Source organism: Phaeovulum molybdatiresistens (assembly GCF_023544865.1).
Classification (GTDB): domain Bacteria; phylum Pseudomonadota; class Alphaproteobacteria; order Rhodobacterales; family Rhodobacteraceae; genus Pontitalea.
In genome coordinates this window covers 1-24,344 of the sequence record NZ_JAMJFX010000033.1, presented here as the reverse complement: position 1 = coordinate 24,344, position 24,344 = coordinate 1, and the positions used below count along the sequence as shown (strand labels likewise).

General features: G+C 66.2%; 14 protein-coding genes. 8 read left to right on the top strand and 6 right to left on the bottom strand.

All coding sequences use genetic code 11. The features are described 5' to 3' along the window. Positions 1-662: 662 nt before the first annotated feature. The 4 genes from MXB90_RS15830 (at position 663) to MXB90_RS15815 (ending at position 12,203) form a co-directional block, all read left to right on the top strand. A complete protein-coding gene (locus MXB90_RS15830) occupies positions 663-7,004 on the top strand; it encodes a peroxidase family protein (protein ID WP_250046397.1) in 6,342 nt (2,113 codons plus the stop codon). A gap of 91 nt (positions 7,005-7,095) precedes the next feature. Beyond that, entirely contained in the window at positions 7,096-8,883 is a 1,788-nt protein-coding gene (locus tag MXB90_RS15825) for a type I secretion system permease/ATPase (RefSeq protein WP_250046396.1), read from the top strand. Further along, positions 8,880-10,871 carry a calcium-binding protein gene (locus MXB90_RS15820; protein ID WP_250046395.1) on the top strand — a complete coding sequence of 664 codons (1,992 nt, stop codon included), beginning with the start codon at positions 8,880-8,882 and terminating at the stop codon, positions 10,869-10,871. The genes MXB90_RS15825 and MXB90_RS15820 overlap by 4 nt, the downstream gene beginning before the upstream one ends. Before the next feature lie 24 nt (positions 10,872-10,895). Beyond that, positions 10,896-12,203, top strand: coding sequence for an HlyD family type I secretion periplasmic adaptor subunit (locus MXB90_RS15815; RefSeq protein WP_250046394.1), 1,308 nt, complete (start codon positions 10,896-10,898; stop codon positions 12,201-12,203). Positions 12,204-12,374: 171 nt separating this feature from the next. Here MXB90_RS15815 and MXB90_RS15810 read toward each other — a convergent pair whose 3' ends face one another. From MXB90_RS15810 to MXB90_RS15795, 4 genes are all read right to left on the bottom strand, one after another. Then, positions 12,375-13,037, bottom strand: coding sequence for a LuxR C-terminal-related transcriptional regulator (locus MXB90_RS15810; protein ID WP_250046393.1), 663 nt, complete (start codon positions 13,035-13,037; stop codon positions 12,375-12,377). 414 nt (positions 13,038-13,451) lie between these two features. Next, complete coding sequence (locus MXB90_RS15805; RefSeq protein WP_250046398.1) at positions 13,452-15,329, bottom strand: heavy metal translocating P-type ATPase; 1,878 nt, start codon at positions 15,327-15,329, stop codon at positions 13,452-13,454. 184 nt (positions 15,330-15,513) lie between these two features. Next, positions 15,514-16,782 (bottom strand): ferredoxin reductase family protein, encoded by a 1,269-nt coding sequence (locus MXB90_RS15800; protein WP_250046392.1) that lies wholly within the window; start codon positions 16,780-16,782, stop codon positions 15,514-15,516. Positions 16,783-16,793: 11 nt separating this feature from the next. Continuing rightward, entirely contained in the window at positions 16,794-17,186 is a 393-nt protein-coding gene (locus tag MXB90_RS15795) for a PepSY domain-containing protein (protein WP_250046391.1), read from the bottom strand. A 132-nt stretch (positions 17,187-17,318) separates the two neighbouring features. Between MXB90_RS15795 and MXB90_RS15790 the strand changes: the two genes are divergently transcribed. Continuing rightward, entirely contained in the window at positions 17,319-17,978 is a 660-nt protein-coding gene (locus MXB90_RS15790; RefSeq protein ID WP_250046390.1) for a response regulator transcription factor, read from the top strand. Further along, positions 17,975-19,306, top strand: a complete 1,332-nt coding sequence (locus tag MXB90_RS15785; protein ID WP_250046389.1) for an ATP-binding protein — start codon at positions 17,975-17,977, stop codon at positions 19,304-19,306. The genes MXB90_RS15790 and MXB90_RS15785 overlap by 4 nt, the downstream gene beginning before the upstream one ends. A gap of 8 nt (positions 19,307-19,314) precedes the next feature. Here the strand turns inward: MXB90_RS15785 and MXB90_RS15780 are convergent, their stop codons facing one another. Then, the gene (locus MXB90_RS15780) at positions 19,315-19,707 is read right to left on the bottom strand and encodes a diacylglycerol kinase (protein WP_250046388.1); all 393 of its coding nucleotides are present in this window, start codon (positions 19,705-19,707) and stop codon (positions 19,315-19,317) included. Beyond that, on the bottom strand, positions 19,707-21,347 hold the full coding sequence (locus MXB90_RS15775) for a phosphoethanolamine transferase (protein WP_250046387.1): 1,641 nt from the start codon (positions 21,345-21,347) through the stop codon (positions 19,707-19,709). The genes MXB90_RS15780 and MXB90_RS15775 overlap by 1 nt, the downstream gene beginning before the upstream one ends. Positions 21,348-21,484: 137 nt before the next feature. Here MXB90_RS15775 and MXB90_RS15770 point away from each other — a divergent pair, with 137 nt between their 5' ends. Beyond that, positions 21,485-22,138, top strand: a complete 654-nt coding sequence (locus tag MXB90_RS15770) for a response regulator (protein ID WP_250046386.1) — start codon at positions 21,485-21,487, stop codon at positions 22,136-22,138. After that, a complete protein-coding gene (locus tag MXB90_RS15765) occupies positions 22,135-23,415 on the top strand; it encodes a sensor histidine kinase (protein WP_250046385.1) in 1,281 nt (426 codons plus the stop codon). Before MXB90_RS15770 ends, MXB90_RS15765 begins: the two co-directional genes overlap by 4 nt. Positions 23,416-24,344: the final 929 nt, after the last annotated feature.

Genomic DNA, 24,344 nt, shown 5'->3' with positions numbered 1-24,344 from the left:
GTCGCCGTGCTGAACGGCTTCACAGCGCTCGGAATACCCGTCACTGAAGCTGTGGGATGACTCTGTCCAGGGAAAGGAAAACCTCGGCCATCAGCTGATTTGTGCAACAGAGCCCCGCACCGCGGCACGCAGCGGCGCAAAGGCAGCATCGGTGTGCATCAATGCCGTCCCGCCCTGAATCAAAAAAAAATCGTTCGCTCGGGGGCCTTTTCCCAACACCCGGAGGGGGGAGAGTTTCGCGGCGCCCGAATTGAACGCACTAGTCCTCCGACTGGCATCGCGGACTTTCTCGGGGCTGATCAAGCCCTGCCGAAGTCTGCCCAACCTCCGCGATTGCAGGGGATCCACGGCCTGCATCCTGACCTGTTGCACCATGGCTGGCCGGCCATGCAGAAAATCTGCTGATTCTGATCAGGCATGACAATGCAGGGTTGTGGCCGGCCCAGAGTTTCCCGCATTCATCATCATCCTTGGACCAAAGTCCGAGATTTCTTGGACCTAACATCCTTTCGATCCGGGACCAAAGCATCCCGGTTTCGCCGGACCATGTGCGGTGGCGCGGTGGGGCGGGGAAGCGCAGCATGGGGGTAATCACTCTTGTCCCCGTGCGCCGAACGGGCCCTCCGGGCCTCGTTGCGCCAACGCCTTGAAAGGACTTTGTCATGGTCACCCTCGTCCGGCATGATCTTGAGTTCATCCTGCGCCAGATCGAAATCGCCGAGGCACATGCCGCGGGAACGCCGCTGCCAAGCCTGGTCGACAGCCCCCTGCTACCTGCCGGGTTGCGCACCGTTGACGGCAGCTACAACAACATCCTGCCCGGGCGTGAAACCTGGGGTGCCTCGGGCGAGGGGTTCGTCAATCTGCTGGACCCCAGCTATCGCTCGGGAAGCGGCAGTTTTCCTTATGCGGCGAACAATGACTATGGCCAGCCCGGCAGCGTCACCGATGCCGAACCGCGCCTGATTTCCAACCTCATCGTGGACCAGACGCTGGATAACCCGGCGGCGATCATGGTCGCGCTGAAGATGACCGGGTTGACCGGCGCGGATCTGACGGCCGCGACGGATGCGATCGTTCAGGCGCATGGCACCGTCAAGGCGCTGGAACTGGCGATCGCATCCCAGCCATCGCTGGAACCCACGCTGGCCCCGGTGCTGGATCAGGCCCGAAATGTCTTGCAGTCCAGCCTGGACAGCCATGGTCTGCAGATGGACGGTCCAACCATCCTGATCGAAAACCGTGCCCCGGATGAAGGGCTTTCGGCCCCCTACAATGCCGTTTTCACCCTGTTCGGGCAGTTTTTCGACCACGGGCTGGATCTGGTGGCCAAGGGCGGGAACGGCACCGTCTACATGCCCCTGTCGCCCGATGATCCGCTGTATGATCCGGCATCACCCTTCACGAATTTCATGGCCATGACGCGCGCCAGCGTCGGCACCGATGCCCGTAACGTGACCACGCCCTGGGTCGATCAGAACCAGACCTACACGTCCAACCACTCGCATCAGGTGTTCCTGCGCGAATATGTGATGCTGGATGGCCGCCCGGTTGCCACGGGGCATCTGCTGGAAGGGGCCAATGGCGGTCTTGCAACCTGGGCCGATGTGAAGGCCCAGGCGCGCGACCTGCTGGGCATCGCCCTGAGCGACAAGGATGTCGGCAATGTGCCGGTGCTTCTGGTCGATCCCTATGGCGAATTCATCCGCGGGCCGAATGGCCTGCCCCAGATCATGGTCGGCGTCGATGCCGAGGGCTTTGCGATCTATCAAGAGGGCAATCTGGCCGATCCGGTCGATCCTTCGGCGGTGGGTGCGGCGCGCACGGGCGTCGCCTTCCTGGATGACATCGCCCATGTCGCGGTGCCGGTGCTTGATGCGGCGACGGGGGCGCTTGTGGCAGATGCCGATGATGCGGTCGGATATTCCGGCGGCTTCGACATGATGGGCAATCACACCAGCTATGACAACGAATTGCTGGATGCCCATTACATCACCGGCGACGGCCGCGGGAATGAAAACATCGGCCTGACCGCGATCCACCATATTTTCCATGCCGAGCACAATCGCGTCGTTGACCATCTGAAACAGGTGGTTCTGGCGACAGAGGATCTGGCGTTCCTGAACCAGTGGCTTGCGGTGCCGCTTGCCGCCTGGCCCGCGGTGGACGCGCTTGCCAGCCTGATCTGGGATGGCGAGCGGCTGTTCCAGGCGGGGCGCTTCACGACCGAGATGGAATACCAGCACCTTGTCTTCGAGGAATTCGCCCGCAAGGTGCAGCCGGATGTCGATGTGTTCATGGTTCAGCCGAATTCCGAATTGAACCCCGCCATCTTTGCCGAATTCGCGCATGTGATCTATCGGTTCGGCCATTCGATGCTGAACGAGACGGTTGACCGGATCAATGCCGATGGCAGCCGCGCGGACATAGACCTGTTTGAGGCCTTCCTGAATCCGCTGGCCTTCGGGTCCGACACCATCACCCATGAACAGGCCGCAGGCGCCATTTTGCGCGGCATGAGCGGCCAGACCGGCAATGAGATCGATGAGTTCGTGACCAATGTCCTGCGCAACCGGCTGGTCGGCATTCCGCTGGATCTGGCCGCGATCAACATCGCGCGGGGCCGTGATACCGGCGTGCCGACGCTGAATGAGGCGCGCGCGCAATTCATGGACATGGCCGGGGTCGACACGCAGCTGACGCCCTATGCAAGTTGGGTGGATTTCGCCCAGAACATGCAGAACCCGGCCTCTCTGGTCAATTTCATCGCCGCCTACGGAACGCATGCGACGATCACCGCCGAGGATACGATCGCAGGCAAGCGGGCGGCGGCTACGGCGCTGATCATGGGCACGGCGGGCGAAACCGCCGAAGCGCGGGCCGCGCGGCTGGAATGGCTGAACGGCCCGGCGGCCGAGACCGGGGTCAACGACATCGACCTTTGGGTCGGTGGCCTGGCCGAAAAGAAGATGCCCTTTGGCGGCATGCTGGGGTCGACCTTTGCCTTCATCTTCGAGATGCAGATGGAAAACCTGCAGGATGCGGACCGGTTCTACTATCTGTCGCGCGCTCAGGGACTGAACCTGCTGACCGAGCTGGAAAACAATTCCCTGGCCAAGATGGCGCTGCGCAACACCGATCTGGGGGAAACCGGATTTGCGCTGCCGGCGGATATCTTCTCGAACCCGGACCATTCGCTTTATGTCGATGCGGCCCAGCAGATGGCGATGACCGGCCTCGCGGACCCTACGCATGATGACCCCATTCTGGAAGCGATCGGCAGCCTGGTTGAACGGGGTGACAATTTCATCCGCTACAACGGTGCTGATCATGTCGTGATCGCGGGGACCGATCAGGATGATCACATCATCGCAGGCGGCGGCGACGACACGGTCTGGGGCCGCGGCGGAAACGACCGGATCGAGGCGGGCTATGGCGTCGATCACATCAGCGGCGGTGACGGGGATGACATCATCACCAACGCCGGCACCGATATCGGTGAGACTGACATGCTTAAGGGCGATGCCGGCAATGACGTCATCCACGGCGGTTCGGGGCTGGCGCTTCTGTTCGGCGGATCGGGCCAGGATTTCCTGATGACCGGGCCCGACGGGTCCGAAATCCGCGCCGGCACCGGCAATGATTTCCTGATGGGGGGCGAGGGGTCCGATATCCTGTTCGGCAATGAGGGCGACGACTGGGTCGAGGCTGGCAACCGCTTCGACTATATCGCGGGCGACAATGGCGACATCTTCTTCAACTCGACCATCATCGGGCATGATGTCCTGAATGGCGGCAGCGGCGATACCGATTACGATGCGGATTCGGGCGATGACATCATGTTCGCCGGCGAGGGCATCCAGAAGTTCATCGGCATGTGGGGCCATGACTGGGTGATCCACAAGGGGCAGGCCATCGGTGCCGATGCCGACATGAATGTCGAGATCTTCGCAACCCTGCCTCTGGAGGTGTTGCGCGATCGTTTCAGCCAGGTCGAGGCGATGTCGGGCTGGCACCATGACGACATCCTGCGCGGCGATGATCGCGCCGATGCCGATGGCGATGCCGTCGCGGCCGACCCGACGCCCGAAGGCAATTTCCTGTATAATGAACTTGATGCCGCGGGCATCGCCCGCATCGCCGGGCTTGAGCGTCTGATCACGCCCGACCTGATGCGGGTGATGGAATATTGGGCCGATGGGTCAGGCACGCAAAAATCGGTGTTCAGCGGCGGCAACATCCTTCTGGGCGGCGGCGGCGATGACCTGATCGAGGGGCGTGGCGGCAATGATGTCATGGATGGTGACGCCTGGCTGAATGTGCGCATCTCGATCCGCGAGAATGCGGATGGAACGGGGGCGGAAATTGGCAGCGTCGACAGCATGCAAAGCCTGCTGACGCTGACGGTGGATGGTGTGCCGGTCAGCAAGCCGCTGACGGCCTGGATGCTTTCGGGCGCGCTCAATCCCGGGCAGCTTCGCATCATCCGCGAGATCATCGACGACAACAACGGCACCGATACCGCGCTGTATTGGGACATCCGCGACAATTACGACATCCGTTACAATGAAGACGGCTCGATGACGGTCAGCCATGTGAACCCGACGGCGGGGGCCACCGATCCGGTCACCGGGCGGCCACGCATCTCGGATGGCGAGGACCGGCTGCGCAACTTTGAGTTCCTGCAGTTTGCCGATCAGATCTATGAGGTGCAGAACCAGGTGGCGACCGGCGCGGCGCTGATCAATGACATGACCCCGACCCAAGGTCAGGAACTGACGGTGGATATCGCCACGATCGCCGATCCGAATGGCATCGACGAGCCGACCCGCACGGTGCAGTGGCAGGCCTTCGATGGTGCGGCCTGGCAGGTGGTGGGAACCGGCACCAGCTTTACGCCCACGGCCAGCCAGGTCGGCCAGCCGCTGCGGGTGGTCGTGGCCTTCACCGACAATGCCGGCAATGCCGAGGAAATCCTTTCCGCGGAAACGGCAGTGGTCGGAATGGACTACACCGGCACGGGGGCGGCTAATGACGTCGTGGGAACGGCCGGGGACGACATCATCGCAACCCTGGGCGGCGCCGATACCGTGGCGGCCGGCGACGGGGACGACTGGATCGACGGCGGTTTCGGCCTTGATCAGATCGATGCCGGGGCAGGTAATGATACGGTCTTCGGCGGCGGCGGCGCGGACAGCATCGACGGCGGCGCCGGAAACGACGTGGTCGATGGCGGCGCTGGGAATGACGTGATCCTGGGCGGCGATGGCGCCGATAACCTTCTGGGCGGCGGCGGTGCGGACAGCATCGACGGCGGCGCGGGAAATGACGTGATCGATGGCGGGGTCGGCAATGACGTGATCCTGGGCGGCGATGGCGCGGATCAAATCCTTGGCGGTGGCGGTGCCGATGTGATTGACGGTGGGATCGGCGATGACACCATCGAAGGCGGTCTTGGCCTGGATCTGATCGCGGGCGGCGAAGGCGACGACACGATCATCTGGACGGTCGGGGACGGTCGCGACACGATCGACGGCGGCACCGAAGGGGCGGCGGGCGACACCTTCGTGATCAATGGCAGCACGCAGGCGGAAACCTTCTGGATCTTTACCCGGGAAGCCTGGGGCGGGTTCGGGACCAATGATATCGCGGCGCTGCAGCCGGATACCGAAATCGTGGTGACCCGCAACGGCGCGGGCTTTGGCGCGGTCATCGGCGAATTGCGCGAGATCGAGGAAATCGTGATCAACGGCGTCCCGGCCAGCCCGACGGCCGGGGCGGCGGCCGAGGATGCCTATGTGATGCTGGGGGATTTCTCCACGACCAGCCTGCGGCTGAACACCATCACCATCAACGGCGGCGGCGGCAATGACCTGGTCGATATCTCGGGGCTGGCGTCGGCGCATCGCATCGTCTTCCGGTCAGGCGGGGGCAATGACAAGGTGATCGGCACGCTGCGGCCGCAGGATGTGATCATCCTGCCCGCCGGAGTCGCGGCCAGCGCGCTGGCCTTCGCGGCCAATGCCGATGGCACAAGTTCGGCGACGGCGGGCGACTATTCGCTTGTCTACAGCGGAACGCCGCAGTTCCTGAACGACGGTGATCTGCCGGATGTGCATGACGGGCACGACGATGGCGCGGGCCACGATGATCTGACCGATCATCAGGACCCCGACCCCGTTGACGCGGAAGGCACCGAAGGCGGTTCGGGCGGCGGCGTCCTGATGGGCGGGGACGACGCGGACACGATGCTTGGCCAGGCCTCGCGCGACGTGATGTTCGGCGGCGCGGGCGATGACCGGATGCTGGGCGGGGCCGGGGCCGACATGCTGTTCGGCGAGGCGGGCGATGACCGGATCTTCGGCGACGAGGGCGACGATTACATCGTCGCGGGCGCTGGCCGGGACATTGTCTTTGGCGGCGCGGGCGATGATGTGATCCTGGCCGAGGCCGGGGATGGCGACGATGTCTATTATGGCGACGGCCCGATGGGCGGCTGCGGTATCGACACGTTGGACATGTCGGCCATTTCGGCGGCGGTCACGGCGGATCTTGGCACCGGCCTGATGGGGCGCGGCCATGTCAGCAGCGCGCAGACCGGAAACGATGTCATCTGGGGGATCGAGAACATCATCACCGGATCGGGCGATGACCAGATCACCGCCAGTGCGGCGCGCAACGTGATGGACGGCGGCCTGGGCAACGATACGTTCCGCTTCAAATCGGCCGCGGATGCCGATGGCGACGTGATCCTGGGCTTCAACCCCGGCGACCGCATCGATCTGAGCGCGATCGACGCCAACGGATCGGCAGCGGGGAACGCCGCCTTCACCCTGGTATCGGGCGCCTTCACCGGCATCGGACAGCTGGCGGTGCACCACGAAACCGTGGACGGCGAAGACTGGACCATTGTCGAGGGCAACACCGAAGGCGGGGACGAGGCCGAATTCTCGATCACCATCAAGGGCGCCCACAATCTGAACCCGGGCGACTTCAACCTTTGATCCGGCATGGCGCCGGCGGCGGATGACCGCGGCCGGCGCCCCCCCGGCGCCCCAGGGGCCGCAAGGCAACACAGTCAGGAAAGGGCAGGCCATGCGCGACAAGGACACGGTGCTCGCATCCCGGCGCAAGACGGCCGAAAGGCTTCTGCGCGGGTTTCGCCAGGTGATGGTCTATCTGTTCGGGATTTCCGGGCTGATCAACATTCTGGCGCTGACGGGCGCATTCTACATGCTGCAGATCTATGACCGGGCCCTGACCAGCGGCAGCGTTTCCACCCTGGTCGCGATTTCGGTGCTGGCTGTGGGGCTGTATGTCTTTCAGGGCCTGTTCGATGTGCTGCGCTCGCAGGTGCTGATCCGGTTGGGCGCGCGGCTGGACAAGCGCATCGCGCCGCTGGCGCATGAGGTAGCCATCGACATGCCGCGGCTGGGCTTTTCAACATCCGAGGCGCTGGAGCGGGGCCGCGACGTGGATACCGTGCGTGGCTTTCTGGGCAGTCAGGGGCCGATCGCGCTGTTCGATCTGCCGTGGACGCCGCTGTTCCTGGCCTTCATCTACATGCTGCATCCGATGCTGGGCGCCTTGACGCTGGGCGGGGCGGTCGTCCTTGCGGTGTTGACGATCATCACCGAACTGCTGACGCGCAGGCTGGCGGCGGGCACCCATCAGGCAACGATCGCGCGCAACCGCATTGCCGACAGCAACGCCCGCAATGCCGAGGTGCTGAAGGCGATGGGGATCGGACGGCGTGCTGTAAAGCGGTTCCTGGGCGCGAATGATGAACATCTGAAGCTGCAGACCCGCACCAGCGACATCAGCGGATCTTTTGGCGCGGTGTCGCGGGGGCTGCGGATGATCCTGCAATCGGCGGTCCTGGGGCTGGGGGCGTGGCTGACCATTCTGGGCGAGCTGTCTGCCGGCGCGATCATCGCGGCTTCCGTCGCCTCGGCCCGTGCGCTGGCCCCGATCGACCTTGCCATCGGCAACTGGAAGCAGGTTGTCTCCGCGCGCACGGCCTTTGCGCGGCTGACAGAAACCGCCAATGTTCTGGCGGGCCTGAAGGCACCGTTGCCGCTGCCTGCGCCGCGCCATTCGCTCAAGGTGGAAAACGTCACCGTGGCCGCCCCCGGATCGGGCCATGTCCTGCTGAGCGAGGCCGGGTTTTCCCTGACGGGCGGGCAGGCGGTGGGGATCATCGGCCCAAGCGGCGGGGGCAAGACGACGCTGGTGCGCGCCATCGTCGGCATCTGGCCCGTTCTGCGCGGATCGGTGCGGCTTGACGATGCGGAACTGTCGCAATGGGATGATGAGGCGTTGGGCGATCACATCGGCTATCTGCCGCAGGACGTTGCCCTGCTGGACGGGACCATCGGTGAAAACATCTCGCGGCTGCGTCAGGATGCCGATCCGGCAGAGGTTGTCGCGGCGGCGCGCGCGGCGGGCATTCACGAAATGGTCGTGCGCATGCCCGAAGGCTACAACACGCGGCTTGGGCCAATGGGGGTGTCGCTGTCGGGCGGCCAACGCCAGCGCATCGGCCTGGCGCGGGCCCTGTTCGGCAAGCCCTTCCTGGTGGTTCTGGATGAGCCCAATTCCAACCTGGATGGCGAGGGTGAGGCCGCCCTGGCGCGGGCGATTGCGGATATCAAGGCGCGCGGGGGCATTGCGGTTGTGGTCGCGCACCGTCCCAGCGCCCTTGCCGCCGTGGATTTCGTCGCCCTTGTGCAAAACGGTCGGATCGCCGCGTTCGGGCCCAAGGACGAAATCCTGCGCAACCAGCTGGCGCGTCCCGCCGCCACCGCAAGGCCGCGGGCAAGTGAGCCCGAGGAACGCGGCCGGCCAGCGATGTCCGCCGCCGTGGCAGGGGGTGGGTCATGATCATCCATGTCAAGGGGACACGGGCCAGCCCGACACCGACCGACCCGGCCCAGGCCTATGAACAAACCCATGATCCTGAACGCTCGAAGGCGCCCTATGCGCTGGCAGCGATCGTGCTTGCCATCGCGGCCTATCTGAAATCGGCGCTGGGACCGGTGCTGGGCCGGACAGTCGCGCCGCCTGAACCCGATGCGGATCCTGCCCGCGTCGAACCACCCCCGGAACCGGATGAGGCCGTGGCGGCCGGGCCCGCCGCCGAGGCCGGTTCCGCCGATCACGACGACCTATCGCAATGGACGAATGCGGATGAATGGCAGGGCCTTTTCGGCAGCCTGTCCATCCGGCCTGTCGGGCCATCCGCCTTCCGGCTTCCCGATCCCGTCACGTTCATGCACGAACCGCTGAACCTGCCGCATGTCAGCTTTCCAGGCATCGCGCAGCTGCCCCGCCCCGATCTGCCCGTGCCGGCCAATCTGGACGCCCCGCCGCCTAGTGCACAGCCGCCCGGAGCACAGCCGCGCGGTGACGGTGACACGGGCGCGCCGGGCCTGTCGCCGCCTGCGCCGGACGGCGCCCCGCCCCCCGCCGGACCGCAGGACGATCCGCCCCCGGGCGGCGGGCGCGGCAATCGGGCACCGCGCGTGACGGGGCCGGTGCAGATCCTGGACATCGCCAGCTGCGGCGTGTTTCTGATCGGGATCGAAAGCCTGCTGGCCAATGCCAGCGATCCCGACGGCGATCCGCTTTCCGTTCGGGGGGTGACCTCGACTGCGGGCATCGTCAGCCAGCGCGGGTCTGCCTGGGCCATCGAATGGGCGGGCGAGGCGCCACATCAGTTTTCGTTGAGCTATGAGATTTCAGATGGCCTTGCCACAGTCGCGCAGACCGCATTTGTCACCCTTGCGCCGCGCCCGGTCATTGCTGGCGCAGAGTTGGACGATCTTCTGATCGGGACCGAATGCGGCGATGAGATTTCGGCCGGGGGCGGGAACGACAATGTCGATGCGCGCGGCGGCAACGACCTGATCCTTGGCGGGGCGGGCGATGACCATATCGTCGCGGGCGCGGGCAATGACACCGTCCATGGCGGGGCCGGGAATGACATCATCTTTGGCGGCGATGGCGATGATATCCTGTTCGGCGATGCAGGGGATGACCGGCTGTTCGGCGGGGCCGGCCGGGATATCCTGTTCGGCGGCGCGGGGGATGACCAGCTGCATGGCGATGCCGGTGATGATGTCCTGTTCGGTGAACTGGGCGATGACAGCCTGGCCGGCGGGGACGGCGACGATCTGCTGGATGGTGGCCGCGGTGATGATGTCCTGCAGGGGGGCGCGGGGGCGGACACGCTTCTGGGTGGCGCCGGTGCGGACCTGCTGATCGATGGCGCGGGCGAGGACGTGATCCTTGGCGGGGCGGGGGACGATCACATCGTGGTGGCGCCGGATGCGGCCCCGGATCGGTTCGACGGCGGCGCGGGGGTCGATACGCTGGACCTGTCATCGATGACCAGCTCGGTTCGGGTCGACCTGCATGACGGCACCGCTGCCGGCACCGAGATCGGTCACAACAGCGTCGCCGGGATTGAGCATGTGATCGGCGGGGCGGGGGACGACCACCTGATCGCGGGCGCCGATGACACCACCTTCACCGGCGGCGCGGGGGCGGATACCTTCGAATACCGCACCGATGCGCCACCGGCCGCGCGCATCAGCCAGCACGAGATTACCGATTTTCGGCACGGCGATCGCGTCCGCATCTCGAAATACGACCTGTTCGAGAAGGTTCTGGATGAGTTCGAGGATGACTTCGAACGCGTCTATGGCTTCGAACTGGATGAGGACGACATCCATATCCGGGCGCGCCATGACGTGACCGACAAGACCTGGCGCACGATCATCGAAGCCGATGTCGACCGCGACGGAACCTATGAAATGACGATCAACATCGCTGGCCAGCATGTTCTTGTTTTTCTGGAACATGCCTGAGCCGCAAGCATGGAGGGGGCAGAGATGACCAAAGCGCGCCAGACGGTCGAGGCCGAGGATTTCCGGATCGCGCCGCGCGTGATCGCGGGTCTTGTCGTGGCAGTCATGTTGGTGGGGGGCGTGGGCGGCTGGGCCGCAACCGCCCGGCTGAACGGCGCCATCATCGCCCAAGGGGCGGTGGCGGTGGATCAGAACCTGAAATCCGTGCAGCATCGCGACGGCGGCATCGTGTCGGAACTGGCTGTCAGGGAAGGCGATCTGGTGCGCGCAGGACAGGTTCTGATCCGGCTGGATGATGCACAGACCAAGGCGGAACTGTCGATCATCCGCTCGCAGATCACCGAATTGCGCATCCGGCGCGCGCGGCTGGAAAGCGAACGCGACGGGCGCGACCAGGTGGACTTCCCCGCAGATGCAAACCTGACCGGGCAGGCGCGCGACCTGATCGCGGGCGAGCTGCGCCTGTTCGAGGGGCACCGGCAGCGGCGCCAGACCCAGCAGGACCAGCTTCGCCTTGGGCTGTCGCAGATTGATGAGGAAATCACCGGCCTGCAGGCGCAACGCCGGGCGCTGGACGCCGAACTGCGGCTTGTGCGCGCGGAACATGACCGGATCAAAAGCCTTGCCGCCCGAAACCTGGTCGAGGATGCGCGGGTCTATGCGATCAGCCGCGAACAGACCCAGCTGGACGGTCGGCGCGGCGAAGTCGATGCCGCCATCGCCCGCGCCCGCGCCCGGATCGGGGAAATCGATCTGCAGATCCTGGCCGTCGATGAAAACGCCCGCACCGAAGCCCAACGCGAACTGACCGCGCTTGAGGCCCGCCTGTCGGAAATCCGCGACCGCGAAGCCGCCCTTGGCGACCGGCTGGCGCGCACCGATATTCGCGCGCCGATCACCGGCACCGTGAACGAGCTGAACATTCACACGATCGGCGGGGTCATCACCCCAGCCGAAGTGCTGGTAACGATCGTGCCGCAGGATGCCCGCCTGCGCGTCGAGGCCAAGATTGCGCCGACCGGCATCGACCAGGTCATGATCGGACAGGAAGCGCGGATGCGCTTCACCGCGCTGAACCAGCGTACCACCCCCGAGATCCTGGGCCGGGTCGATCAGGTCTCGCCCGCGACGACCCGCGACGACCAGAGCGGCGAGCCGGTCTATATCGCGTCCATCGAAATTCCCGCTGACGAGGCCGCCCGCCTTGGCCAGGTGACGCTTTTGCCGGGCATGCCGGTCGAGGTTTATTTCACGACCGAATCCCGCACCGCCCTATCCTATCTTGTAAAGCCGGTCACCGATCAACTGTCGCGGGCCATGCGGGAAAGATGATCGTTTGATCTTCGGTGAAATAAATCGAAAGACATGCTTGGTGATCCGGCTTGTAATTATTTCGATTTATATTCTGCCCGCTGGAATTCCGGATCAAATGCGATCCGGGTCGTGTCGAAAGGATGTCCGATTATTTCAGACCCTGTCATCCATTCCAATCTGATCAGGTAATCAGTTCAAGGATGTGCTGCGGGAAACATCGGCGCTCTTTGGCAGGGCCAGTGCCAATTCCAGCCGGTTGCGTGCCTGGAATTTCTGAAACAGCGCCGTCATGTAATGCTTCACCGTCTTTTCGGTGATCCCCAGGTCCAGCGCGATTTCGCGGTTGGTAAGCCCAAGCATGAGCCGGCCCGCAATCTGTTCCTCGCGATAGCTTAGCCGACGTTGCACGGCCTCGGCTCGGGCCTTTTCCAGGCTGCGCATGGCCGCAATGACCTTGGCCGCCATTCGGGGGCTGATGAACGTGCCGCCGTCCAGGACAGGTTTTATCGCGGAAACAATCTCTTCGGCGGTGCAGGTCGATGAGATGTAGCCATGCGCCCCAGCGTCAAGCACGCGCACGGCATGTTCCACATCGTGCTGGCCCGCGAAGCAGGCGATCTTCGCCGCGGGCTCGCTTGTCCGGATCCGCGAAATAAGGGCGATCCCACGGTCGGAATTGCCACAATCTAACAGGAACAGGTCCGGTTTCAATTGCATCGCCATCGCGTGTGAATCGGGTGAACATATGCCGGAAAAAACAACCGATAATTGTTCCTCGGCGCCAATTGTCCGGATCAATCCTTCAAGAATTATTGGCTGATAACTGATTAGAGCAACTGTCCTTGCTTGCATTTTGCCCCCCCCTACCCGCCAAAAAAAGTAAAACCTGAAAAAGTATTGGACAACTATACTTCAAACTATACTTATTCTCAACGAAAACGTTCGATATGTGATCGAGCGCGGTATCGTTGCCGAACTCTGCGGCCTCGCCAGCGCCCAGACAGCCCCAGTGTCGACGCGGCTATTGCTGCCCGAATTGCGCATTAACGCCTGCCTTCGCAGCGCCTTCGCCCGCGCGTTGCTGTTCGATCCCTGCAACATGCGGATCGACGATGCCTTCCGGGGGGCGGTCACAGCATCAGAGTCGTGCCCAGAAACGAACGTCCGGAACCGAGCGGGTCCAGAACCGGACATGCCCTGAAACAAACGGGCCCTGAAACGAAGAGACCCCAAAATGGCCCGGCGCGGCACTCTGGCCCTTGGGGCTCAGGCGCTTGCCGGGGTGGTGTGCAGGGCGACTTGCCTGTCGGGGATGCCCGGCGGCGTGATGCGCAGCGCGCGCAGGGCGTTCAGGATCACGGCGACGTCGATCACCTCCTGGATCAGGGCGCCCTGCACCGGCGTCAGATGGCCTAGTGCCGCGGCGATCATCCCCAGAACCGACAGGCCGATGCCCACGACCACGCTTTGCAGCGCGATGGCCCTTGCGCGGCGCGCAATCTCGACCCCGGGGGCGATGCGGTCTACCCGGTCGACCAGCAGCACCACATCGGCCGCCTCGGCCGAGGCCGCGGCGCCACGCGCGCCCATCGCCACGCCCACATCGGCGGCCGCAAGCGCGGGCGCGTCATTCACCCCGTCGCCCACCATCATGACAGGGCCGTTCTTGTGTTCGGTCAGGACCAGCAGGACCTTTTCATCCGGCGTCAGGCCCGCGCGGATGCCGTCAAGGCCAAGCCCATCGGTCACGCGTTCGGCCACGTCGGCCCGGTCGCCGGTGGCCAGCAGGATGCGCGCGATGCCCTGCCCGCGCAGCGCGGCCAGCATGCCGTCGGCGCCTTCGCGCAACGGATCGGACATCACCAGATGCCCGGCCATGCGCCCATCGACCGCGACCGCGACCAGAACCGATCCAGCCGCAAGATCGGGGTGGCCACCCGACACCCGCCCCACACGGCGCGCGACAAAGCCGTCGCCGCCCACAATGACCTGGCGGCCATCGATGAAGCCGATGACCCCCTCGCCGGGGATTTCGGCCACATCTTCGGGCAGCGGCAGCCCCAGCCCCCGCGCCTTGGCCGCGGCGACAATGGCCTGCGCCACAGGGTGCTGGGATGCCTGATCGAGCGCCGCGGCAAAGCGCAGGATATCGTCGGGGCCCATGCCATCGTGGCTGTCGATCGACACGATCTGCGGGCGGCCATCGGTCAGCGTCCCGGTCTTGTCCAGGATCAGCGTGCGGATGCGCGCCATCGCCTCCAGCGGTTTGGCGCCCTTGACCAGAACCCCGTAATGCGCCGCCCGCGACAGGCCCGCGACCAGCGCCACCGGCACCGCCAGGATCAGCGGGCAGGGTGTCGCCACGACCAGCACCGCCACGGCGCGGATCGGGTCGCCGGTGAACCACCACGCGGCAAACGCGATGGCGACGGTGACGGCCAGAAATCCCAGCGACCAGCGGTCGGCCAGCCGCGACATCGGCGCCTTGGACCGTTGCGCCACCTCGACCAGCCGGACGATCCCGGCATAGGTGCTGTCCTTTGCCTCGCGCGTGGCCTCCAGGTCGAAGGCCTCGCCCGCGTTGGTCGCCCCGCTCATCGCGTCGGCGCCACGGTCCAGACGCTGGGGCAGCGATTCCCCGGTCAGCGCGGATGTGTCCAGAAAGGCCGTGGTCGAGGTGATGCGCCCGTCCACCGGCACCACATCGCCCTGCCGGATCAGCAGCCGGTCGCCGGGGGCGATGTCGTCCAGGGCCACATCCTCCAGCCCGCCATTGCGGTAGCGCGTCGCGCTGCGCGGCACGCGTGACAGCAGGTCGCGCATCTCCCGCCGGGCGCGGCCTTCGGCAAAGCCTTCCAGGAAGGTGCCGCCCGAATACATCACCGCGACCACCGCCGCCGCCAGCGTTTCGCCAAAGATCAGGGCCGCGGTCATCGACAGCGCGGCGACGATATCCAACCCGACCTCGCCGCGCGCCAGGCTGCGCAGGATTTCCATCACAAGGGCGGCCAGCACGGGCACGACCCCCGCCAGCCAGACGGTCTGGGCCAGATCCGGCCTGCCGGCGACGTGAAGCGCAAGCCCCAGCGCCAGCCCGGTCAGCGCGACAAGCAGCAGCAGTGTTTTAAGGCGGTCCGTCTGCATCTGGTCCACGGGTCACCCCCTGCTTGCCGGGGCCGTCGCCACGGTCGTGTCGGAAACAAGGCGTCCGATCGCGAATGACCGCACACCGCCCTTATCATCGCGCAGAAGGCGCAGCGCGTCGAGCCTGTGCCGCGCCGTCTGCGCTGTGGTCAACGTTCCCGGGCGTATCGGGTCGCGGCACGGGTCAGCGCAATTCGAAGGCTTCGGCATGAACGCGGCGGGGGCTTTGGCCCATCGTCTTCAGCCCGGCCAGGATCGCATCGCGCAGCCCGGCGGGACCGCAGTAGAACAGATCGGCCCCGGGCAGGGCAAAGGGCACCAGGCGGGCCAGCCGTTCCGCGTTCAGCCGCGCACCCTCGGCGCTGACCACGACATGCACGTTTAGCCCCGGATGGCGCGCGGCCATGGCTGCCAGGCGCTCGGCGGCAAAGGCCTCGGCCCGGGTCGTCACGGCCCAGATCAGCGCGATCTGCTGCCGGTCCGTTGGGGTCAGCGCCTCGGCCCAGGCAAGGAAGGGGGTGATGCCGATCCCGCCCGCCAGCCAGACCTGTTGGCGTGCGCGCTTGCGAAACAGGAACCGGCCATAGGGCCCCTCGATCCGCACGCGCTGTCCCGGTGTCAGACGGTCGGGCAGCCGCCGGGTCCAGTCGCCAAGCGCCTTGACCCCAAGGCGCAGGCGGCCCTCTGCGTCCGGGGCGGCGGCGATGGTGAAGGGATGCGCCTCGGCCAGACCGGCATCGGGGGCGGCGACAAAGGCGAACTGCCCCGGCCGCCAGCGCAGGGCACGGCCCTCGGGGCGCAGCGTGATTTCGGCCACCGGGCCGTGGCGGTCGATCCGCTCGACGATATAGGGGCGCGGGCGCAGGAAGGGGGCCACGAACTGCGTGAAGACCCAAGCCCCAAGCCCCGCCAGGCTGAGCGTGTTCAGATACAGATCCAGCGAGCCGCCTATGCCCGCCGGTTTGTCGATGGCCAGCTGATGAAACGCCGTCACGGCGAACAGCAGCCCCGTGAAGCGATGGCTGAACCGCCAGATCGGCCAGGGCAATTCCAGCCGCGTGAAGGGCAGCCGCTTGACCCAGCTGATCAGGATCAGCCCGATGAACCCGTTCAGCGCGACTTCCCCCAGATCGGCGGCGACTTCGCCCAGACCTGTTTCGCGCACGACATCCTCAAGCTCGGGTTCGACCGTGTTGTGCGCGATCATCAGCGCCAGCGCCGCGATGCCCAGCCATTTGTGGACCCCATACATGCGATCCAGCCCGCCAAAGAAGGGCTCGACCAATCGCGGGCGGGCGGCCAGCATCAGCGCAAGGCTCATGGCGGTGATGCTGGCGGCGCCCAAGGCGATGCCAAGCGCGGTCTCTGCGCCATAGGGCGCGTAGGTCTGTGCGCCAAGGACCGCGCTGGCCAGAACGGCCAGCGCGGCAAGGACCGGGCCTGTCAGGGTCATGGATGCGTGCCTCAGTTCCCGCCGACCTGCGGCACCGTTCCGGGCGTGATCAGCGGATTGTCCACGGGGGCCTGCGGGGCCGGGGCCGCCTGCCCGCGCGCGCCCGGCAGATATTGCGACGGATCGGCGCCGGGGCGGAACCGGATATCAAGGTCCAGCAGCGCCAGCGAGGCGGGATCCAGCGTCAGCTCGACCTGATTGCCCGCGCCGTCACGGCCGCGGATTTCATAACAACCGTCGTCAATCTGTATCCGATCGGCCGTGATGCCCATCTGGGCGACCTGGGCGGTGACCGCTTCGCGCGATTGCCATTCGGCCATCGGGCGGCGGCAATCATCATCGGCCAGCGCCGCGCCAGCGCTGGCCAGCGCGATCACCACGGCAAGGGGAAATGCATGTTTCATCTGGGGGCTCCTTTTCGTCCTGACCCATCATGCACAGACCAAGCTGACGGCAAGCTGAAGCGGCATCGGATCTGACGTCAGTTTCCTGTCAGCTTCGTTCGCGATATGAAGACTGCGAGAAGGAAGGTTCCCATGCGTATCCTGCTGATCGAAGATGATGCCGTGCTGGGCGCCGCGGTGCGTGACCAGATCGCGGGCGATGGGCATTCGGTGGACTGGGTGGTCCGCCTTGACGCCGCCGATGATGCGATCCGCGGCGCGGCCTATGATCTGATCCTGCTGGATCTGATGCTGCCCGATGGTCGCGGCATCCCGTTCCTGCGCCGGCTGCGCGCGCGCGGCGATGTCACCCCGGTGATCATCCTGACCGCGCTGGACCAGGTGTCCGACCGGATCGAGGGGCTGAATGCCGGGGCCGATGACTATCTGGTCAAGCCCTTCGATCTGGCCGAATTGTCGGCGCGGATCGGGTCGGTGGCGCGTCGTTATGTCGGCAATCCCAACCCGATCATCACCCACGGCACATTGGACATTGACCTTGCTGCCCGCAGCATCCGCCGCGATGGGGCGCCCGTGGCCCTGACCGCGCGCGAATGGGCCCTGTTTGAGGCGTTTCTGGCCCGGCCCGGTCAGTTGCTGTCAAAGGCACAGCTGGAAGACAAGCTCTATGCCTTCGATGCCGACATCGACAGCAACACGATCGAGGTTCACGTCAGCCGCCTGCGCAAGAAGCTGGGCGCCGGGATCATCGAGACCGAACGCGGCCTTGGCTATCGGCTGGGCCCGGCATGAGGGCGCCGCGCAGCCTGCAGGGGCGGCTTGGGCTGGGGTTGGGCGCCGCGCTGATCCTGGTGTGGATCGCCGCGGCCTCGGTCACCGCCCTGCGCCTGCGCCATGAGATGGAGGCGGTTTTCGATTCCGCCCTGCAGGAAACGGCGCAACGCATCCTGCCGCTGGCCGTGGTCGATATCGTCGGACGCGAGGAACAGGGCGTGACCCAGCGGCTGGCCACGATCCGCGAACATGGCGAGTTCTTCACCTATATCGTGCGGGATGCGCAGGGGCAGGTGCTGCTGCAATCCCATTCCGCCGACCCGGGCGTCTTTCCGGCTTGGGCGGGCACCGGATTCGCGCAATCGGACACGCACCGATTTTACAACGAGGCCGCGCTGCAGGGCACGATCCGGATCACCGTGGCCGAGCCGCTGGATCGCCGCGCCGCGGTGGCGCGCCAGATCCAGATGGGGCTGGGCCTGCCGCTGCTGATCGTCGTGCCGCTGTCGCTTGCGGCCATCGGGCTGGCCTTGCGGGCCAGCCTGGCGCCGCTGCGGCGGTTCCGCGAGGCGCTGGCCGGGCGGGGGGCGGGCGATCTGTCGCCGGTGGCCGCCGATGACCTTCCCGATGAGCTTGCCCCGCTGGCGGCGGCGCTGAATGACCTGCTGGGGCGGCTGGGCCGGGCCTTTGCGGCCGAACGCAGCTTTGCCGCCAATGCAGCGCATGAACTGCGCACGCCCTTGGCCGGGGCCATCGCCCAGGCCCAGCGTCTGCAAGCGGAAACCCACGACCCGGGGGCCCAATCGCGCGCCGCCGAGATCGAGGCGACGTTGAAGCGGCTGACGCGCCTGTCCGAACGCCTGATGCAACTGGCCCGTGCCGAAGGGGGGCGGCTGCGGCTGGACCGGGCGACCGACATGGTCCCGGTTCTGCGCATCGTGATCGACGACATGGCGCGCGGCGAAGGGGCGGGCCGGTTGCACCTGTCGCTGCCCGATGGTCCGGTGCTGTCGGATCTTGATCCCGATGTCTTCAGCATCCTGGCCCGTAACCTTGTGGAAAACGCGCTGCGCCACGGCGCGCCGGGGGAAGGGGTCGCGGTGGGCCTGTCGCTGCAAGGGGTGCTGTCGGTCGAGAACGCGGGCCCGGTTGTCCCGCACGACGTGCTGCAGGGCCTGAGCGAGCGGTTTTCCCGCGCAGGCCCGGGCGCGGGCAGCGGCCTGGGGCTGGCCATTGTGGCGGCCATTGCGGATCGGACCGGATCGGCGTTGCAGATCGCCTCGCCCCGCCCGGGCCGAAGCGATGGCTTTGCCGTCCGCTTCCAGCTGCCCGGCCCGCACGCCTGACGCCCGGTTCAGATCCGTCCCGCCAGCACCAGCCCGACGAAGCCCGCCGCGACCAACAGCATCAGCCCGACCGCGACCGAGCCCAGATCCTTGGCATCCTTGGCCATCTGCGACCAGTCCGGCGAGATGCGGTCGGTCAGCACCTCGATCGCGGTGTTCAGCGCCTCGACCGCCAGGATCAGCGCCAGCAGCCCAGCCGCCACCAGCCAATGCCACACGTCTGCGCCGCGCCACAGGAAACCCAGCGCGACCAGCCCCGCCCCCGCCAGTTCCAGCCGCGCGGCGGTTTCGGCCCACAGCCGGCGCAACCCGGCCAGCGAATAGCCGGCCGCATCGACCACATGCCAAAGACCGGGCCGGGGCGGAATGACCTGGCGGGTGGTTTTCGCATCGTTTTGCATCAGCCCGTCCCCCGGTTGCGGCAGTCATGGGTCAGATCCAGCGCGGGATCGCGCGCCGCGGTGGTCACGTCCAGCAGCCCCAGGATGCTGTGAAACAGGGTGTCGTGGCTTGTCGCGCGCTGCGCCGCGTCCCGCAGGCAGGGCTCATCCAGCGCCATGGTCTGGCGGAACCCGTCGCCCAGCCATATGACCATGGGCACCTTTGTCTGCGTCTCGGGCGCCATGAACAGCGGCGCAGCATGCAGGTAAAGCCCGTTTTCCCCCAGCGATTCCCCGTGATCCGACAGAAAGACCATCGCGCCATGGGCCGTGTCGCTGCCTGCCAGCAGGTCGATCGTGCGCGCCAGGACATGATCGGTTTCCAGCACCGCATTGTCATAGGCATTCACGATCTCTTTGACCTGACAATCGGCGAATTCGGCGGTGCGGCAATCGGGCGTGAAGGCGGCCCGCGCGGGCGGGTAGCGCAGGAAATAGGCCGGGCCGTGATTGCCGATCATGTGCAGCACCAGAACCGTATCGGTGCTGATCCCCGCCAGGGTCTGCTCGATCAGCGGCAGGAATACCTCATCCGTGCATTCGACGGCACAGGCGGCGGGGTCCAGCGTCGCATCGACCCTGGTCCAGCCGGTCCGGGTGGCGATCCGCTGATCGCCGGTGTTGTTGTCGACCCAACGCACCGCAAAGCCTGCCCGCGCAAGCACATCCAGCAGGTTTTCCTGCGCCAGGAATTTGTCGCGCGAATAGTCCGCCTGCGGCAGGGCCGAGAACATGCAAGGAAGCGACACCGCCGTCGATGTGCCGCAGGCCGTCACATCGGGAAAGTTGATCACCTCGCGCCGGGCCAGTTCCGGCGTCGTGTCGCGGCCATAGCCATTCAGGCCAAAGTTCTGCGCCCGCAGCGTTTCGCCGACGAACAGAACCAGCAGCACCGGCTTGTCCGCCCCGGCCAGCCGCGTGCCGGGCCGTGCATCGGTGGCGATCGGGCGCAGCACGCCTGCCTCGGCTGCGAATTGCTGTTTGCCATAGCGTGCCAGCGCGCCGATCGTCGCCCCCGGCTGATAAGCGGCCATCAGATCCTTGCGTTCACGCAACACCGCCGAGAAGGTCTTGAAATCCGCAAACAGCCCCCCCGCCAGCACCGCAAAGGCAAGCCCGATGCCCAGCGGCCAGCGCCACAGGTGGTTCCAGCGCGCCACACGCACGACCCGCGGCCAGAACACCAGCGCGGCCGGCAGAACCCCGGTCAGGCCGATGCTGAACGCCGCCGCGGGGGTGATCAGGTGGCGCGATTCGGTGAAGGTCGTTTCAAAGACATTGCGCACCATCTCGCGGTCGATCAGCACGCCAAAGCTGCGTTCGTAGTGGTTGGCGCCCGCCGCCATCAGGATCAGCACGGCCGCCACCGGCTTTTGCAGCCGCCCGGGGCCGAAGAATTCCAGCGTCAGCAGGGTCAGGGCAAGGATGGCCAGCGCGAACAGCGCCATTTGCACGGGGCTGTCCCCGAAAATCTCGGCGATGCGCCGCCAGAACCCCGCATTCAGCGCGGCCAACAGATAGCCGGACACGGCAAGGTTCAGGCCCAGATGTGTGATCCTTGGGCGGGGAAATCCGGGTCTTGGGGCAAGTCTGTCTGTCATGGGTCCTTGTGCGGCCATTGCGCCGCCTGCCTTGGGTGGGTTTGTCGCCCTTTGCGCGCTGAACCTTGCGCCAGGCTTACAGTGGCACGGCGCAATCCCCCCTCGCGCGGGGCGGCGCGTCGGGGTAGACAGGGGCCATGCGCCTGCTTCTGGTCGAAGACACAGCCGAGCTTGCCCAATCGGTCCTGCGGTTTTTGCGCGCCGAAGGGCATGCGGTGGATCATGCCGCCGATGCCGCCACCGCCGCCGAGGCGATGGCGTTGGCCGATTACGCCTGTGTGATCCTGGATCTGGGCCTGCCCGACGGATCGGGGCTGGATCTGCTCCGGGCGCGGCGCCGGGCGGGCGACCGGACGCCGGTCTTGATCGCCACGGCGCGCGACCAGATCAGCGACCGGATCGCGGGGCTGGATGCGGGGGCCGATGACTATGTGGTCAAGCCCTTCGATCTGCACGAATTGGCCGCGCGCATCCGCGCCCATGCCCGCCGCGCGCAGGGCGTGCCGCAAACCCGGGTGCAGGTGGCGGGCCTTGAGGTGGATCGCGCCGCAGCCCGGCTGTGGCGCGATGGGGCCGAGGTTCGGCTGACCGCGCGGGAATGGGCGCTGTTCGATGCGCTTCTGGGCGCGCGGGGCCGCGTCCTGCCCAAGGCCGCCCTGGAAGAGGCGCTTTACGCCTTTGACGACGCGATTGAGGGGAATGCGGTTGAGGTTTATGTGTCGCGCCTGCGCCAGAAGCTGGGGGCTTCGGTGATCGAGACGCGCCGCGGCCTGGGCTATGTTCTGCCATGACCGGAACGGCCCGGTCCTGGTCGCTGCGCCGCCGCCTGACCGGGCGGGTTCTGGGGCTGGTCCTGGGTGGCTGGATCGCGACGATCGCGGTGTCCGCCGTCGTGCTGGACCACGAGATGAACGAGATGTTCGACGAAGAGCTGCAGGCCCTGGTCGAAACCACGATCCTTTATCTTGACACGGCACAGGGCGCGGGCATCCCGCGCACGTTGGGGGTGCAAACCAACGATGGCGAACGGGTGCTGCGTATCCTGACGCCTGCGGCGATGGTCGCGCCGGCACCCTGGCCGGGCCTTTCGGCGGACGGGTTTCACGACGTACCGGGCTGGCGCGTGCTGCGCCGCACGGCGGAAGGCGTGGTGATCGAGGCCGCCCATTCCACCGACTGGCGCCGGGAAGAGATGATCGAGGCTGCGGCGGCCTTCCTGGCCCTTGCCCTGCCGCTTGTGGCGCTGCTGCTTTGGGGCTTGCGCCGGATCGTCGCGCAGGCGACGGCGCCGGTGGCGGCGCTTGCGGGGGCTGTCGCCGGGCGGCGGTCGGATGATCTGTCGCCGCTGGGCGCGGTCGGCCTGCCCAGTGAATTGGACCCGCTGGCCGCGTCCTTCGACGGGTTTCTGGCGCGGATCGACGCCCTGCGCGCGGCCGAGCGCGACTTTGTCGCCAATGCCTCGCATGAATTGCGCACCCCCCTTGCGGCGCTGCGCGCGCGGCTTGAACTGTCGGCCGATCCGGATGCGCAGGCGGCGGTGGCGACGGTAGATGCGCTGACGCGGCGGGTGGAACGGTTGCTGCAACTGGCCCGGATCGAGGCCGGTGTGGGTCTTGGCACCGGGCCTTCGGATCTGGTCCGCATCCTGCGCCTGTTGATCGATGATGCGCGTCCGCGCGCCCGGCACCCGATCCGCTTTGACGATGGCGATCTTGACCGGCTGAACGTCGCGCTCGATGCCGATGCCCTTGCGATCCTGCTGCGCAACTTGCTTGAGAATGCGCTGGACCACGGCACGGGCGAGGTACGTCTGCGCCTGACCCCCGATGGCCGGCTGAGCATCGAGAACCCGGCCCTTGACGCCGCCCTGCCGGCGGGCCGCTTTGGTCGTGGCGAACGATCCGCGGGGCACGGCCTTGGCCTGTCGATCACCGAGGCGCTGGCGCAGGCCATGGGCGTGCCACTGGCGCGCAGCGCAGGCAAGGGCACCGTCCGGTTTGAACTGCGCTTTCCGGTGGATCGGCGCGACGGCAAGCGGCGCGTCGACCCCAACCGTTCGGACAGATAGGCGACGGCTTTCGCTGGGGGCAAACGTTGGATGGTCAGCCTTGGGGATCGGCAGGCCAAAGTGCTTGGCCCGTGCGCTGTGAAGGCGGAAAACAGCCTTGGAAAATGCACTTCAACTTATGGCCGAAGACCCAATAGGCAGCGCCCCTGACGCTTTTTCGACGTGGACCGCAGCGCGACCGTCGTCACCCGGTGGTGGCGGTCCAAGTTGACAAAACTCGGAAAAACAAAGCCGCGGGGGGCCTATGGGGAAAGGGCTCCGGCGGTGAGATCCACGTTGCGCGCAAGCGGCAATTGGAGTTCGGGCCGCTCGGTAAAAGCTTGGCGTTGACTGCCAATCCCCGCCGTAGGCAGCCTCGGAACCGGGCGACTATCAGCCGAAGTTGGCGAACCGTTCCGCTGAGAGCAAATCAGGGCCATGCAGATCCCGAGCGGGCGCCGGCGGCGGATCAAGGATAAGGACCGGGCTTCATCATGCGGCCTGCTCCCGCAGTGGCGCCCTTGGTCTCGGTGTCTGCCCACGCGGGAAGATCTCCGCCTTCATCGAAACCCTCTGTCTGACGGGTGGGAAGACCCCGATCGTCAGCCCGGAAAGGCCTAACACAAAGAGCAACGCTGAATTCAGAGCCGAACGCCAGCCACAGGCGCCAATGCCGCTGAACGGCTTCGTCCTTTCGCCCTGCACAGATAGGTGCGATCTGCCTTTCGTCCGGTTTCCCGACACGCAAGACAGGAGATTTCCATGCGTAAACTCGCCGCTGCTGCACTGATCGCGGGCTTGGGCCTGGCCGGTGCCGCCCAGGCCGAAGGGCCGAACAAGCTCTTGACGATCCTGACCGCCCCGAACCCCAGACCCAGCTGATGGCGATGGTGTTGACGATGAACGCCATCGGCGCCGGGGCCGAGGCCGAGGTGCTGCTGTGCGGTCCG

What these genes read in the sequence shown, in the direction of transcription:
- MXB90_RS15805 (WP_250046398.1), bottom strand. Translation starts at nt 15,329, where the DNA reads ATGCAGACGGACCGCCTTAAAACACTGCTGCTGCTTGTCGCGCTGACC.
- MXB90_RS15785 (WP_250046389.1), top strand. Translation starts at nt 17,975, where the DNA reads ATGAGGGCGCCGCGCAGCCTGCAGGGGCGGCTTGGGCTGGGGTTGGGC.
- MXB90_RS15775 (WP_250046387.1), bottom strand. Translation starts at nt 21,347, where the DNA reads ATGACAGACAGACTTGCCCCAAGACCCGGATTTCCCCGCCCAAGGATC.
- MXB90_RS15800 (WP_250046392.1), bottom strand. Translation starts at nt 16,782, where the DNA reads ATGACCCTGACAGGCCCGGTCCTTGCCGCGCTGGCCGTTCTGGCCAGC.
- MXB90_RS15815 (WP_250046394.1), top strand. Translation starts at nt 10,896, where the DNA reads ATGACCAAAGCGCGCCAGACGGTCGAGGCCGAGGATTTCCGGATCGCG.
- MXB90_RS15780 (WP_250046388.1), bottom strand. Translation starts at nt 19,707, where the DNA reads ATGCAAAACGATGCGAAAACCACCCGCCAGGTCATTCCGCCCCGGCCC.
- MXB90_RS15795 (WP_250046391.1), bottom strand. Translation starts at nt 17,186, where the DNA reads ATGAAACATGCATTTCCCCTTGCCGTGGTGATCGCGCTGGCCAGCGCT.
- MXB90_RS15825 (WP_250046396.1), top strand. Translation starts at nt 7,096, where the DNA reads ATGCGCGACAAGGACACGGTGCTCGCATCCCGGCGCAAGACGGCCGAA.
- MXB90_RS15790 (WP_250046390.1), top strand. Translation starts at nt 17,319, where the DNA reads ATGCGTATCCTGCTGATCGAAGATGATGCCGTGCTGGGCGCCGCGGTG.
- MXB90_RS15770 (WP_250046386.1), top strand. Translation starts at nt 21,485, where the DNA reads ATGCGCCTGCTTCTGGTCGAAGACACAGCCGAGCTTGCCCAATCGGTC.
- MXB90_RS15765 (WP_250046385.1), top strand. Translation starts at nt 22,135, where the DNA reads ATGACCGGAACGGCCCGGTCCTGGTCGCTGCGCCGCCGCCTGACCGGG.
- MXB90_RS15830 (WP_250046397.1), top strand. Translation starts at nt 663, where the DNA reads ATGGTCACCCTCGTCCGGCATGATCTTGAGTTCATCCTGCGCCAGATC.
- MXB90_RS15810 (WP_250046393.1), bottom strand. Translation starts at nt 13,037, where the DNA reads ATGCAAGCAAGGACAGTTGCTCTAATCAGTTATCAGCCAATAATTCTT.
- MXB90_RS15820 (WP_250046395.1), top strand. Translation starts at nt 8,880, where the DNA reads ATGATCATCCATGTCAAGGGGACACGGGCCAGCCCGACACCGACCGAC.